Source organism: Phaeobacter italicus, assembly GCF_019801785.1.
Lineage (GTDB): Bacteria > Pseudomonadota > Alphaproteobacteria > Rhodobacterales > Rhodobacteraceae > Phaeobacter > Phaeobacter italicus.
Map to the genome: position 1 here is coordinate 82790 of NZ_JAHVIJ010000007.1, position 13646 is coordinate 96435.

Consider the following 13646-nt stretch of genomic DNA (forward strand, 5'->3'; position numbering starts at 1 on the left):
TTGAATTGGTGTTGGTTTTAGGGATCGGAGCGCAGCGCTGGCTGCGCTCCGAAGGTGATTTGGGTCGTTATTCAGCGGCGCTTTTTGCGGTTTCTTCAGTTGCACCGTTGGAGGCAAAGAACTCCTTGGTGATTTTGAAGACGACCGGGCTCAGCAGGGCGAGTGCGATCAGGTTCGGGATCGCCATCATTGCGTTCAGCGTGTCCGCCAGCAGCCAGATAAAGCCGAGGTCAGCGGTGGCACCGAAGTAGATCGCAATGATCCACAGAACACGGTAGCCGATTAGGACTTTTGCACCGAGCAGGTAGCCTACGCATTTTTCGCCATAATAGGACCAGCCAAGGATGGTGGTGAAGGCAAAAATGGAGAGCGCGATTGCGATCAGGTAACCGCCAAAGCCGGGCAGGGAGGTCTCGAACGCCAGCGAGGTCAGTGCCGCGCCGCTTTCGCCAGAAGTCCACGCGCCGGAGGCGATGATTGCCAGGCCGGTGATGGAGCAGACGATGATGGTGTCGATGAACGTGCCAAGCATCGCGATCAAGCCCTGGTTTACCGGACCTTTGGTTTCAGCAGCAGCGTGTGCAATCGGAGCGGAGCCCAGACCGGCTTCGTTCGAGAATACACCGCGTGCCACACCAAAGCGGATCGCTGCCCAAACAGCTGCACCGGCAAAGCCACCTTCGGCAGCGGACGGGGTGAAGGCGTGGGTGAACACCAGACCAAGAGCAGTGCCCAGCTGATCGGCGTTGATCAGCAGAACGATCAGACCCATCGCGATGTAGCTGACAGCCATGAACGGAACCAGCTTACCGGCTACGGCACCAATCCGGGTGATACCACCAAGGATCACGGCACCAGTCAGGATCATCAGAACGACACCAGTAACCGAGGTGTTGAAACCGAAGTTGGTTTCCAGAACCTGGGCTACGCCATTGGCCTGTACGCCGTTGCCGATACCAAATGCGGCGATTGCGCCGAACAGGGCAAAGGCGACACCCAGCCACTGCCATTTCGCGCCGAGGCCGTTTTTGATGTAGTACATCGGACCACCGACGAAGTTACCCTGGCTGTCCTGCTCGCGGAATTTCACGGCACAGACGGCTTCGGAGTATTTGGTTGCCATACCAACCAGTGCGGTCATCCACATCCAGAACAGCGCGCCCGGGCCGCCCAGGAAAACGGCGGTTGCAACGCCGGCGATGTTACCTGTCCCGATTGTTGCGGACAGCGCTGTCATCAGTGCGTTGAACGGGGTGATCTGGCCTTCGCCTTCACCGCTTTCACGACCTTTAAACAGCAGGGCAAAACCTGTTCCGATGCGCAGGATCGGCATCAACTTCAGGCCGATCTGCAGGAACAGACCTACGCCCAGAATGAGGACGAGCATCAACGGGCCCCATACAATCCCGTTAACCCAGCCCACAAACGAGTTCAAAACTTCCATATTTTTCCTCCCTTGAGTTCTTCCTTAGGGTGTTATCCCTGATGCCAAGCCGTCAGTTGGCAGCTGCCAGCTGCTTTTCACGGGCTTGTTTCAGGGCAGCAAAATCCTCGTCCGCGTGGAACGACGATCGGGTCAAAGGTGTCGCGGAGACGCCCAGGAACCCTTTGCTACGTGCCATCCGTTCGATCTGGTCAAACTCCTCCGGTGTGACAAAACGATCGATCGGGTGGTGTTTCGGCGTGGGCTGCAGATATTGGCCCACGGTCAGGAAATCGACGTCTGCAGCGCGCAGATCGTCCATCACCTGGCGCAGATCCTCGAGGGTTTCACCCATGCCGACCATCAGGCCAGATTTGGTGAACACCTGCGGATTTGCGCGTTTTGCATCATCCAAGAGCCGCAGCGAGCTGTAGTAGCGCGCACCCGGGCGGACCTTGGGATAAAGATGCGGAACGGTTTCGAGGTTGTGGTTGAACACATCCGGGGCCGCGTCAAAGACGACCTGCGCGGCATCACCCTTACCCAGAAAATCAGGCGTCAGAACTTCGACTGTTGTTTCGGGGTTCTGGTGGCGGACAGCGCGGATTGTCTGTGCAATGTGCTCTGCGCCACCATCGTCCAGATCGTCGCGGTCCACGCTGGTAATGACCACATGGCGCAGCGCCAGCTTTTTCACCGCTTGCGCGACACGGCCCGGCTCGAACGCATCAAGCGCGTCCGGGCGACCTGTCGCGACGTTGCAGAAAGAACAGCCACGGGTGCAGACTTCGCCCATGATCATCATCGTCGCGTGGCGTTTGGACCAGCATTCCCCGATGTTGGGGCACGCGGCTTCTTCGCAGACGGTGGTCAGATTGTGGTCCCGCATCAAGCGACGAGTTTCGAAATACTCGGCGCTTTCGATCTTTTTCTTGCGGATCCACTTTGGCTTGCGCGGAATCACGCTGTCGGCCTTCTTCGACTTTTCCGGGTGGCGGAGCCGGGGCATCGGGGCGTTCATGGGGATGACCTCCTCAGGCGTCTTTGCGGACAACACAGGCTTAGGCGTGGATGGCGCGTCCCATCGCATCCAGGCAGGCTTCCTTGACGGCTTCGGCCATCGCGGGGTGAGCATGGCAAGCTGCAGCAACGTCGCTGACGGTTGCGCCTTTTGTCATGGCCAGAACCAGTTCTGCGATCAGGTCACCACCGTGCGCACCACAAATATGGGCGCCGAGGATCTTGCCTTCCGGGGTTGCCAGAACCTTGACCGCGCCATCGGTTTCACCCTGCGCACGGGCGCGGGAGTTCGCCATGAAGGTGAACTTGCCGACGACATAGTCGGTGCCTGCTTCTTTCAGGGCTTCTTCTGTGACGCCGACCGATGCGACCTCTGGATCGGTGTAGACAATGCCGGGAACAGTGCCGTAATCAACATGCCCGGCCTCACCCGCCAGCATTTCGACACAGGCAACGCCATCTTCTTCTGCCTTGTGAGCCAGCATTGGCCCAGGGACACAGTCGCCAATGGCATAGATGCCCGGAACAGATGTTGCGAAGCGTTCGTCGACCTCAACAAAACCACGCCCGTTGACCGAGACGCCGAGAGCTTCCAGCCCCAAACCACGGATGACGGGGCGACGGCCGATCGCAATCAGAACCTTGTCCGCCTGCAGCTGCTCTTCTTTGTCCTTGCCGACGCGGTCCAGCGTCAGGGTAAGACCCTCGTCGCCCTTGTCGATGGATTTCAAGGCCCGACCCAGCTGGAATTTCAATCCGCGCTTGGACAGGGCACGTTGTGCAAGCTTGGCGATTTCGCCATCAATGCCGGGCAGGATGCGGTCGAGGTATTCAACAACGGTGACTTTCGCACCGAGACGGGACCACACTTGGCCAAGCTCCAGACCAATCACGCCTGCCCCGACAACCACCAGATGCTCTGGCACGTTTGCCAGCGACAAGGCGCCTGTGCTGGACACAACGTCGACTTCGTCAATCTCGACACCGGGCAGCGGGGTAGGCTCGGATCCGGTGGCAATCAGGATGTTCTTGGTTTCGAAAACGTCGTCGCCGACCTGAACCTTGCCAGGTGCGGGAATGCTGGCCCAGCCCTCGATCAGATCCACGCCGTTCTTTTTGAACAGGAACGCGATGCCTTTGGTCAGATCACCGACGATCTTTTCCTTGCGGCCCATCATTGCGCCGAGATCAAGAGAGGCGCCATCAACCGCGATGCCGTGGCCCGCGAAATGCGACAGGCTCTCGAACTTGGCGGAGGAGCTGAGGAGCGCCTTTGATGGGATGCAGCCGACGTTCAGGCAAGTGCCGCCAAGTGCGCCGCGCCCTTCGACGCAGGCGACCTTCAGGCCCAGCTGTGCAGCACGAATAGCTGCGACATAACCGCCCGGGCCACCGCCGATAACGACCAGATCATAGAGGCTCATATCTCGCTCCCTCTGAATTTTTCTTCTCTTAGGAGTCGAATGACGCCTAATGCTCCCATTTCGTCTCCTTTAGGAAACTTTTCCCGCTTAGGCAATGATCTGTTTGTGTCAGAAATTTTGACGAAACTGTGAGTTGGCAGTAAACGTTGGGAAATACAGGAGATTGTGAAGCATGGAACCGGTCAGCCAAGAAGACGGAACCCCCGCATCAGAAGCGATTGAGGCGCCGGATGGTGATGCTCTGGGGAAAATGATTCGCGAATCTCGTAAGGAAAAGGGCCTGACGCTTGAGGAGGCGGCAAAAGCAGCGAACATCGGGCGTTCCACTTTGTCGAAGATCGAGAACAACCAGACCCGGCCAAGTTTCGAGATCATTCGCCGCTTGATGCAGACATTGGACCTTCAGACGCCGCAACTCTTTGTGCAATCGGCGAAAAGCGACATATCCGGCCGTCGCGACCATACCCGCAAAGGTGAAGGTGAGCATCAGGAAACGCCAACATATGATCATGAGCTGGTCTGCAATGAGCTGACGAGCAAGCGCATGCTGCCCTACATCAGTCAGATCAAGGCGCGCGATGTGTCAGAGTTCGACACTTGGATCCGCCACAGCGGGGAAGAGTTCATGTATGTCATCAGTGGAGAGGTGACATTATATACAGAGCACTATCGCCCCCTTCCGATGAAAGAAGGCGACAGTGTCTATTATGACAGCGGAATGGGTCACTGTTGTGTCTCTACCGGTCCGGAAGATGCGCGGGTTTTGTGGGTATCCCTCGACTGATGAGGTTTCTTTCCGGAAATTGAAACGGCAGCGCCATCACTGGTCGCTGCCGCTTTTGTTTCCTATGGGGGAATTTTCGCGTCAGTCGCGTTCGATCATCCGCATGATCGCGACCATGACGATCCCGTAGAGAACATGACCTACAAGGGCGACCCACGTGATGCCGGTAAAGTTGAGGAAGAACGGCAGCCCGGCAATGGCAGTAATCCCACCGATGGCAAACACCCAAAGACCAAACCCATAGATAGCCGAAGGCAGGAACCAGTGCGTTTGGCCCATGACACGGGTCCAGATCGGTTCAAAGATATAAAGCCAGCCGACCGGGTAGCCGATCAGACCCACCAGATAGAAATGCACGAAATAGCCGGCGAAATCACCGTTTGGCAGACCGAAACTGCCAAGCAGGCTGCGGGCCAAACCGTGCGGCGAGAGATTGGCAAAGCCAAGCGCAGGGCTGATCATCTGCCCCCAAAGATCAAAGGCGTTGGTGGCAAAAAAGCCTGAGATGAACATCAGACCAACGGTCTGAACTGTCAAAGGAGGCAATCCTTTTGTCATGCGATCACTCATATTACCCTCGTGGTTTTTGTTGTTTCTGAGACCATTAGGCCCGTCAACGCTGCGCGGTACAATCTCATGACAGCCTTCTCGCGTGATGGTGACGGTATGGGTCAATTCTGTAACAAACGGCCCTGAATGCAGAGGGAATGTTTCAGTATTTGCATCTGGAGAAGGAGATTTGCGTTGGATTTGCGCCTGTAGCGGTGTCAGATCTCGACATTGCAGGCCCTAGAGGCAGCACAGTATTGATGACAGGCAAAGGCCAGACGGGAATGAAGCGGATCTATGAACCACTCGCCTATTCGGATCGACCGATCCGAGATCGCTATTGGAGCCGGTTTCTGCCAGTACCTGCCCCCGCTTACCCTGTTTTGCAGGGGGAGGCTGAGACGGAGTTCGCAGTCGTTGGCGGCGGATATACAGGGTTGTCGGCAGCGCTGTCTCTCGCTGAGGCGGGGGCCGAGGTCACACTTCTTGATGCTGCAACTCCCGGCTGGGGGGCCTCAGGGCGCAATGGGGGGCTGGTTTCAGTCGGGAGCGCCAAGCTGGCCGATGGGCAGATAGTGCGAAAGTTCGGCAGGGAAGATGCGCAGTGTTTCTTTGATGCCGAGCGCGCAGCGGTTGATCTGGTCGAAACCTACCTGGAGGTTCATGGAATTGACGCAGACAGGCATTCAAAGGGCTACACCTATGTGGCGCATCGTCCCGATCGAGTGGCAGAGATCCGGGCATACGGCGAGAGTTATCAGCACCGCTATGGGCTGGATTATGAGTTCGTTCCAAAAGAAGAGATGGCCGCCCACGGGCTGAGCTCGCCAGACTACCACGGGGCCGTCCACTTGCCGCTCGGTTTTGCCCTCAATCCGATGAAATTCGTTCTTGGTCTTACCGCAGCTGCAGACAAGGCAGGAGTGACGTTTCATTCGCAGACGCCGGTGGTGCGGATCACGCATGATGGTGCGCAACATGTGCTGGAAACGCCGAATGGCCGGTTGCGGGCGCGAAACCTGATATTCGCGACCAATGGCTATTCTTCGGATGATCTGCCCGGCGCTTTTGCGCAGCGGTATCTGCCGGTTCAGTCCAACATCCTTGTCACGCGCCCGCTGAGCGAAGAGGAAATCCAAGACCAGGGATGGTGGAGCGAGCAGATGGTCTGCGACAGCCGGACGCTCCTGCATTATTTCCGACTGCTGCCAGACCGGCGCCTCATGCTGGGCTTGCGCGGCTCAGTCAAGGTTAGCGAACATGACATCGCTGCAACCAGGCGAAAGGCACGCGCCGATTTTGACCGGATGTTTCCGAAATGGCGTCATGTCGAGACGGAATACTTCTGGTCCGGCCTGATCTGCATGACGCGCAATCTTGTGCCGTTTGCAGGTGCGGTGCCAGGGATGGAGCGCACATGGGCCGCGCTGGGTTACCATGGCAGCGGCGTCACTATGGCCCCTTATGCGGGCAAGCTGATTGCTGAACAGGCGCTTGGTCGGAAGTGGCGGTATCACCCGGCTTTCATGCAGCGTCCGCTCCGCCCCTTTGAACTTGGCCCCCTCCGGCGGCTGTCCCTGCCTCTGGCATTTGCCTGGTACAACATGAAGGATCGTTTCTAGGGGCAGTTGGCAGCAAGACGGTGATTGACTGGTCTTATGGATTTGTCCAAATTTCCCGTTATGACTAAGGCCAAAACAGGGGCGTCCCTGCTATCATTGTCGCTGGATCGCGACGGGGGTGAAACGCTGCAAGCGCAGTTGCTGACGCAGCTGCGGCGATTGATCCTGCATGGCGGCCTGACATCTGGCAGCAAATTACCGTCCAGCAGGACGCTGGCAGCAGAGCTGTCCGTTTCGCGCGTTACGGTTGCAGCCGTGATCGACCAGTTGATCAGCGAAGGATATCTGGAAGGACGAGCGCGATCCGGGGTTTTTGTCGAGGCAGAGCTGCCCGATCTTGCCCCTCGTTCTGCGACGGATCCACTGGGTCCCGCAGAACTTGATGAGACCTTTCAGCCCGTACCGCCGCGTCCTTTTGATGTTTCTGCCCCAGACATGGCAGAGTTTCCATTTCGCCAATGGAGCCGACATCACGACGCGGTCTGGCGTTACCCTGATGCCGAACTGCTGCAGCGCCCGGACCCCTTTGGTTGGCATCCGCTGCGCCGGGCCATCGCTGAGCATCTGGCGCAGTGGCGCGGCCTGCGTTGTGGGGCGGATCAGATCATCATCACCTCGGGCCTGGGAGAGGCGATCAGCATACTGGCCGAAACGCTTTTTGCGCCCGGTGATGCCGTGATGACCGAAAACCCGGGCTACGGTGCGATGAACCGGGCCCTGCGGAGGAACGGTTTGCAGACTGTACCTGTTGTCGTTGACGATCAGGGCTTTGATATCCGGCGCGGTCAGCACACAGTGCCAGAGGCCAAAGGTGTGATCGTCACGCCGTCCCGGCACTACCCCCTTGGTGTGACGATGCCGCTGTCGCGCCGACTGGAGCTGATTGACTGGGCCAAGCAGAACGACGGCTATGTCATCGAGGATGATTTCGACAGCGAGTATCGCTATCAGGGCCAACCGTTGCCCGCGATGATGAACCTTAGCAACGATGATAGGGTTATCTATGTCGGCAGTTTCTCAAAGGTCGTGTTTTCGGCGCTGCGCCTGGGGTTTGTGGTGGTGCCAAGATCGTTGATCGGACGTTTCCGCGAGGGTGTCGGCGACGTTGATCCACAAGCATCTGCCATGGTTCAGCCGGTCATGGCGCGGTTCATGGAAAGCGGAGATTTCGCAACCCACATCCGGCGGATGCGGCGCATGTATAGCAAGCGTCACAGCGCGCTTGTCACCGCGTTAGAGCGGTATGCAGGGGATCTGCTGGAGGTGGACAACATCCCGTCGGGCATGCATCTGGTCGTGCGGCCATCGCTTGAATTGGCCAGCAGGCTGTCAGATGACGAGATTTCCAAGCGGGCGAGACAGCGGGGTGTCAACCTCATGCCGCTTTCAGGGTTTTTCGAAGGTCCAGAGACTGCGCGAGGTCTTGTGTTGGGGTTCGCAGGATTTGATGAACGCGCGCTGGAGGACGCAGCGCGCGTTCTTGCAGATTGTCTGCGTGCCTAGCCAAGTGGATCAGACTGCGACCGTGATCGCCTTCGACCGCAGATAGGCATCCAGCCCTTCGATCCCTTTTTCCCGACCAAAGCCGGATTTTCGGTTGCCGCCAAATGGCAATTCGATCCCACCGGCCCAATAGTCGTTCACCGTGACTTGGCCGGCATCCACCCGTCGTGCCATGCGCAAGGCAGTTGAAATATCACGCGTATAAATTCCCGCGGCGAGCGCGAATTCCGTTCCATTTGCAAGCGTCAGCGCCTCGTCTTCGTCGTCAAAGACCTGGATGGTCAGCACGGGGCCGAAGATTTCTTTCAGCACAGCGTCGTTGTCTGCTGCGACATCATCCAAAATTGTCGGAGCATAAAACCAGCCAAGCCCGGTCTCGGGATCGGTCAGGCTGTGTCCGCCACAGACAATATCGACGCCACAGGACCGGGCCCGCTCTACGTGTCCATCTATCTGAGCCAGGTGACGATCCGAGTTTACCGCGCCCATGTCTGGGTTGCGCAGCCCGTGGCCGATGGTCATGCCTTGTGCCCTGGCGATCAGTCGGTCGCGGACCTCGGCATGGATGTCGCGGTGAATGACCAGTCGAGAGCCAGCAGAGCAGATTTGCCCGGCATTCGAGAAAATTGCCCAGAATGCTCCTTCGACAACCGCATCGATATCTGCATCCGCAAAAGCGATCAGCGGCGATTTCCCGCCCAGCTCCAGAGTGAGCCCTGTCACATTCGGCGCCACCTGCTGCATGACGCCGACGCCTGTGGCAACTGACCCGGTAAAGGTCACGTGCCGAACGCGGGGGTCTTGCACCAGTGGCGCTCCGGCTTCTGGGCCAGTGCCTGTGACGACGTTCACCACATCAGGCGGAAGGCCGGCGCGGACCAGAAGCTCGGCAATCATCAAGGCCGTGAAGGGGGTTGTCTCCGCTGGCTTCACAACTGCGGAACACCCTGCAGCAAGAGCCGGGGCAATCCCTCGAACCAGCGTCGAAGTGGGGTAGTTCCAAGGAATGATATGGGCGGTCACGCCAACAGGTTCCCTGACCGTAAACGCCGCGTTGTCATTGCCAAGATTCACGCTGCGCCCGTCCAGTTTGTCACTTGCCCCTGCGTAGTATTCCAGCAATCTGGCCGAGCCCGCGATATCACCAGAAGCCTCGGCCAGGGTTTTGCCGCTGTCGATGCTTTCGACCAGAGCCAGTTGGTGGCTCTGCGCGCGCATCAGGCGGGCAGCTTCGTTCAGGACGGCGCAGCGTTCGGCCGGGGGAGTGCTGCGCCAGACCTCGAAGCCGGCGCAGGCGCTTGTGATTGCATGATCGATGTCTTGGTCGTCGCCACGGGCAAATTCGGAAAATGCCGTGGCAGTACCGGGGTCATGGCTCAGCATTGTTTTACCATTGGCGGCGGGCACTGACTGGCCGCCAATGAAATGGCTGGTCGGCAGGTCCGCAATGCGACCGGTGTTCATGTAGTCAGAGATCAGCTGGTCTTGTGTCATCGTGATGTTTCGCTGCATTTGTAGGACGACTGGGCGAGCCATTCGGGGCAAACTTCAACGCCCCAACCGGGCGCATCTGTGACATGGGCCTGCCCGTCCTGAATGGTGTAGGGGGTGTTCACAAACAGATCCCGTTGCCAGGGGTAGTAGTCATCGCCTTCGATCGAGAATTCGAGATACCGCCCAGCATTCGGAATGGCCCGCAGCATGTGCATGGTGAAAAGGGTCACAAGGGAGAGATTGGCGCAATGCGGGGTGCAGGGCAGGCCAGCCTCTGCCCCCATACGGGCGACCTCCATGCTGCGGCCGATCCCGCCGAGGTATAGAATGTCTGGCTGAAGGATATCGACAGCGCGCATATCGATCATGCGGCGCCATTGCTGCATGTCCCAATCCTGCTCTCCGCCGGCGACGTCCATCGTCAGGGACTTCGTAACCTTGGCGGTTTCGTCGAGCAGCCAGTAAGGGCAGGGTTCCTCGAAGTGTTCATAGCCATGGTCCTGCAACATGTGCCCCACATCAATGGCGCGCGCGGCTGAAAAACCGGAATTTCCGTCCACAAGCAGCGCGACATCTGCGCCCAATTCCTGTCGGATGATCGGGATGATTTCTTCTGTTCGTCCCGGCCATTCGTCGCGATCCTGACCGCATTCTGCACCAACACGCACCTTGAAGGCATCAAATCCGAATTGGTCGCGCAATGCCTTGAGCCGGTCCGCCTCGTCAGTTGGTGAAATGTCCCGCCGCATGGAAGAGGCATAGGCCCGCACTGGCCCTGCCGATCCCCCAAGAAGCGCAGCAACAGGTTTCTGCGCGTCTCTGCCACGCCAGTCCCAAACGGCCGTGTCGAGACCAGCCATCGCGCGGCGGAGATACGTGCCGGGGTACTTGTGTTCGCGCAGGGGGATTTCGCCGATCACCTGCTCCATCGCATCCATCCCGCGGCCGAGCGCCCAAGGGGCGACTTGTCGGTGGAGGATTTCGCAGGTCAGATCGCTGTTATAGGTCGACACCTGGCCCCAGCCTTGCTGTCCGTCTTCGCTGGTGACCCGTACAAATCCAACAAGGGGCGTACAGAAGGTTTCAATTTTCGCGATGCGTGGGCCTGTGTCGTTCTGTCCTTGGCCATTGCTTAAGGGGACGGCGCCAGAGGCAGAGTAGGGTGTGCTCATGTGGACTCCAGAATGAGATCAGCGGCCCGATGGGCCAGCATCATAGTGGGGGCATTTGTGTTGCCTGACGTGATGTTGGGAAAAACAGAGGCATCAATAACCCGTAGCCCGTCGATGCCATGCACACGCAGCTGCGGGCAGACGACAGCCGTCTTGGGATCGGCACCCATTCGGCAGGTGCCGACGGGATGGAAGACAGTTCCGCAACGCTCTCTGAAGTCTGCGAGGATTTCGTCCGCAGAAAGTCTGCGGATGTCAGGCTCCATCGGGGTCTTGATCAGACGTTGCAATGCTTCGGTCCGTGCGAGGCGTTGACACAGCATTCCCCCTGCCACCACCTGCGCCCGGTCCTCTTCAGTCGCGAGCGAATTTGGTTGGATCAACGGGGCATCATGCGGATCTGCGCTGCGGATATCGATGCGGCCCCTGCTGGTGGGGCGAGAGGGCTGGAAGCCAAGAATGAAGCCCGCAAATGGATCTGGCTGGATCACCTCGCGCTTGCCATCGGGTGTTGTCGTGTATGTCACCGGATTGAAGTACAGTTGCTGATCCGGAGCAGGTAAACTCGCAGTTGAGCGGAAATAACCCCCACATTGGTTCACCGACAGAGCCAGAGGTCCGCGCCGAGCCAAAGCATATTGAGCAGCTGCCCGCAGCTTGCCGTGAAAAGGGCGAAGTGCGTTGTTCAGCGTGGGTTCCGTTGCTTTGAAGTAGTAGTTGATCCCCAAGTGGTCTTGAAGATTGCTACCAACCTCGGGCGCGTCGAGGACCGGATCAATTCCATGTTGTTTCAACAGCGCAAGCGGGCCGATGCCGGACAGCTGCAGCAGTCGCGGTGAAGTGACTGCGCCGGCTGACAGGATGATCTCCCGACCGGCTGACAAAAGCCGCGGCTTGCCTTTCACCTTGGCCTGTACAGAGACCGCCCTGCGACCATCAAAGTGGATACGTTCCACAAAGGCATCGGTCATCAGAGTGAGGTTGGACCGGCGCAACGCAGGGGACAGACATGCCCGCGCCGAGTGCATTCTGCGGCCCCCGCTTGTGTTGATCCGGTAAACGGCCGCGCCTTCACCGCCTGGTGCGTTGATATTGTCCGTTTGTGGCAGCCCAAGCTCTTTCGCCGCGGCAAAAAAGTGGCGATTGGATACGTGGATCTGGTCTGAGACATCTTGCACATGGATCGGTCCCGCGCCGATCTTGGACCCATCCGGCGCGACCTGTGTTTCCAATGCGCTGTATGCCGCTTCGACCGTTCGCCAGCCCCAGCCGACGGCGCCGTTGGCTTCCCAATCGTCAAAGTCCGATGGCAGCCCGCGGGCGTAGACTAGCGCATTGATGGCCCCCGATCCGCCGACACCTTTGCCCCGAGGCCAGTACCCGCTGCGCCCTGCAAGAGTGCTTTCTGTTTCTGTATGGTATTTCCAGTTTACAGACCCATTGTAGAAGGTCTTGCCATAGCCAAGCGGCAAGGAGATCCAGGGAGACCGGCCCCTGCCGCCCGCTTCCAGCAAAAGCACGCGATGGCGTCCTGATCGTGTCAGGCGTTCGGCCAAGACGCAGCCGGCGGAGCCCGCTCCGACAATAATGAAATCATAGTCCGCCATGTGGCATCCGCTCGCGATTGTTGTCATGCGAGCGTTACAGAGCGGGGTCTATTTTCCAAAACGAAAAAAAATTTGTCACGACCTTGAAAAAATTCGTCCAACTGTCAGGCTCTGGGGATGTACCAAGATCTTCCTCCGCTCACATGGCTCCGCGCTTTTGATGCAAGCGCGCGCTTGCGCAGTTTCACCTTGGCGGCGGGGGAGCTGGGGCTTACCCCATCCGCAGTCAGCTATCAGGTTCGCGGACTAGAGGCGCAGCTTGGCCACAAGCTGTTTCGCAGAAGCCGAAAGTCACTAGAGCTGACCCCCCTTGGTCATGCCTATCTACCGGTGGTGGCCAAGGCTTTTGTCGACATTGACGCGACCACCGCCTCGCTGTTCGGCAAGGACGTCAAGTCCGAAATCACAATTCGCTGCCTGGCCTCGTTGAACATCCTGTGGCTGGTTCCGCAATTGGAACGCTTCAAACGAGAGTTCCCGAACAGCAAACTGCGGGTCTTGTCCTCCTCTTGGGCGGAGAAAGTCGATGGTGACGCAATCGACATCGATATTCGCTACGGCGATGGTCGCTGGGCGGATGGCATGGCTGTGCCCCTTTTGCGCAACAAGGTGATCGCTGTCGCCGCGCCGAACCTTGTTGCGTCAGTTGGCTCAGAGGATCTGCAAGAGCTGCCATTGATCGAGCTGGGAGGGGTGGTGGACACCTGGCAGCATTTCTTTGCCGAGATGGGGTTGAGCGGCGGAGTTCCTGAACCGGTTTTGAAAGTAGATCAATCGCTGATCGCGTTGGAGTTTGCAGCAAAGGGCCTTGGGGCTGCGTTGGTCGCGGATATCTTTGCGCGTCCGTATCTGCAAGAAGGACGTCTGCAACGCATTGGAGACACGGAGCTTTCGACGGATCAGGGGCATTATATCGTGCTTCCGTTTGATCGAAACCCACACCGAGCGGATGCCGCGGAACTGGCACGCTGGCTGCAAGCGGCTGCAAGGCAGGACCCCCTGTCCGGTGTTGCAGATGTTCCTTGATCCAACCCCCTGGGGGGGATAT

Annotated in this window: 11 protein-coding genes; 4 read left to right on the forward strand and 7 right to left on the reverse strand. The window is 58.4% G+C overall.

Annotated features, from left to right (window positions below; translation table 11 throughout):
* Nucleotides 1–67: 67 nt before the first annotated feature.
* The 3 genes from KUV39_RS16275 to lpdA are packed head-to-tail and all read right to left on the reverse strand — an operon-like array spanning nt 68 to nt 3867.
* Nucleotides 68–1444 (reverse strand): alanine/glycine:cation symporter family protein, encoded by a 1377-nt coding sequence (locus KUV39_RS16275; protein WP_222460327.1) that lies wholly within the window; start codon nt 1442–1444, stop codon nt 68–70.
* Nucleotides 1445–1496: 52 nt separating this feature from the next.
* A complete protein-coding gene (gene lipA, locus KUV39_RS16280; RefSeq protein ID WP_046211970.1) occupies nt 1497–2444 on the reverse strand; it encodes a lipoyl synthase in 948 nt (315 codons plus the stop codon).
* A 40-nt stretch (nt 2445–2484) separates the two neighbouring features.
* Nucleotides 2485–3867, reverse strand: a complete 1383-nt coding sequence (gene lpdA / locus KUV39_RS16285; RefSeq protein WP_222460328.1) for a dihydrolipoyl dehydrogenase — start codon at nt 3865–3867, stop codon at nt 2485–2487.
* A gap of 172 nt (nt 3868–4039) precedes the next feature.
* Here lpdA and KUV39_RS16290 point away from each other — a divergent pair, with 172 nt between their 5' ends.
* Nucleotides 4040–4651 carry a helix-turn-helix domain-containing protein gene (locus tag KUV39_RS16290; RefSeq protein WP_046211969.1) on the forward strand — a complete coding sequence of 204 codons (612 nt, stop codon included), beginning with the start codon at nt 4040–4042 and terminating at the stop codon, nt 4649–4651.
* An 81-nt stretch (nt 4652–4732) separates the two neighbouring features.
* Here the strand turns inward: KUV39_RS16290 and KUV39_RS16295 are convergent, their stop codons facing one another.
* The gene (locus KUV39_RS16295) at nt 4733–5188 is read right to left on the reverse strand and encodes a hypothetical protein (RefSeq protein ID WP_224834538.1); all 456 of its coding nucleotides are present in this window, start codon (nt 5186–5188) and stop codon (nt 4733–4735) included.
* A 296-nt stretch (nt 5189–5484) separates the two neighbouring features.
* Here KUV39_RS16295 and KUV39_RS16300 point away from each other — a divergent pair, with 296 nt between their 5' ends.
* Together KUV39_RS16300 and pdxR are read left to right on the forward strand one after the other, a co-directional pair.
* Entirely contained in the window at nt 5485–6822 is a 1338-nt protein-coding gene (locus tag KUV39_RS16300; RefSeq protein WP_222460329.1) for an NAD(P)/FAD-dependent oxidoreductase, read from the forward strand.
* A gap of 60 nt (nt 6823–6882) precedes the next feature.
* The gene (pdxR, locus tag KUV39_RS16305) at nt 6883–8325 is read left to right on the forward strand and encodes a MocR-like pyridoxine biosynthesis transcription factor PdxR (protein ID WP_244998414.1); all 1443 of its coding nucleotides are present in this window, start codon (nt 6883–6885) and stop codon (nt 8323–8325) included.
* 9 nt (nt 8326–8334) lie between these two features.
* Here pdxR and KUV39_RS16310 read toward each other — a convergent pair whose 3' ends face one another.
* Genes KUV39_RS16310 through KUV39_RS16320 form a run of 3 tightly spaced genes read right to left on the reverse strand, consistent with a single transcriptional unit; the run spans nt 8335 to nt 12598 of the window.
* Nucleotides 8335–9819: an aldehyde dehydrogenase family protein gene (locus KUV39_RS16310; RefSeq protein WP_222460331.1), complete on the reverse strand. Its 1485-nt coding sequence runs from the start codon at nt 9817–9819 to the stop codon at nt 8335–8337.
* Entirely contained in the window at nt 9816–10991 is a 1176-nt protein-coding gene (locus KUV39_RS16315; RefSeq protein ID WP_222460332.1) for a mandelate racemase/muconate lactonizing enzyme family protein, read from the reverse strand. Before KUV39_RS16315 ends, KUV39_RS16310 begins: the two co-directional genes overlap by 4 nt.
* Nucleotides 10988–12598, reverse strand: coding sequence for a GMC family oxidoreductase (locus KUV39_RS16320; RefSeq protein WP_222460333.1), 1611 nt, complete (start codon nt 12596–12598; stop codon nt 10988–10990). Before KUV39_RS16320 ends, KUV39_RS16315 begins: the two co-directional genes overlap by 4 nt.
* Before the next feature lie 117 nt (nt 12599–12715).
* On the opposite strand from KUV39_RS16320, the gene KUV39_RS16325 reads away from it, so the two are divergent.
* Nucleotides 12716–13624, forward strand: a complete 909-nt coding sequence (locus KUV39_RS16325; protein ID WP_222460334.1) for a LysR substrate-binding domain-containing protein — start codon at nt 12716–12718, stop codon at nt 13622–13624.
* Nucleotides 13625–13646 lie beyond the last annotated feature (22 nt).

Coding starts and splice junctions, on each gene's coding strand:
- KUV39_RS16310 (WP_222460331.1), bottom strand. CDS start 9,819: ATGACACAAGACCAGCTGATCTCTGACTACATGAACACCGGTCGCATT.
- KUV39_RS16315 (WP_222460332.1), bottom strand. CDS start 10,991: ATGAGCACACCCTACTCTGCCTCTGGCGCCGTCCCCTTAAGCAATGGC.
- KUV39_RS16275 (WP_222460327.1), bottom strand. CDS start 1,444: ATGGAAGTTTTGAACTCGTTTGTGGGCTGGGTTAACGGGATTGTATGG.
- lipA (WP_046211970.1), bottom strand. CDS start 2,444: ATGAACGCCCCGATGCCCCGGCTCCGCCACCCGGAAAAGTCGAAGAAG.
- pdxR (WP_244998414.1), top strand. CDS start 6,883: ATGACTAAGGCCAAAACAGGGGCGTCCCTGCTATCATTGTCGCTGGAT.
- KUV39_RS16325 (WP_222460334.1), top strand. CDS start 12,716: ATGTACCAAGATCTTCCTCCGCTCACATGGCTCCGCGCTTTTGATGCA.
- KUV39_RS16290 (WP_046211969.1), top strand. CDS start 4,040: ATGGAACCGGTCAGCCAAGAAGACGGAACCCCCGCATCAGAAGCGATT.
- lpdA (WP_222460328.1), bottom strand. CDS start 3,867: ATGAGCCTCTATGATCTGGTCGTTATCGGCGGTGGCCCGGGCGGTTAT.
- KUV39_RS16300 (WP_222460329.1), top strand. CDS start 5,485: ATGAAGCGGATCTATGAACCACTCGCCTATTCGGATCGACCGATCCGA.
- KUV39_RS16320 (WP_222460333.1), bottom strand. CDS start 12,598: ATGGCGGACTATGATTTCATTATTGTCGGAGCGGGCTCCGCCGGCTGC.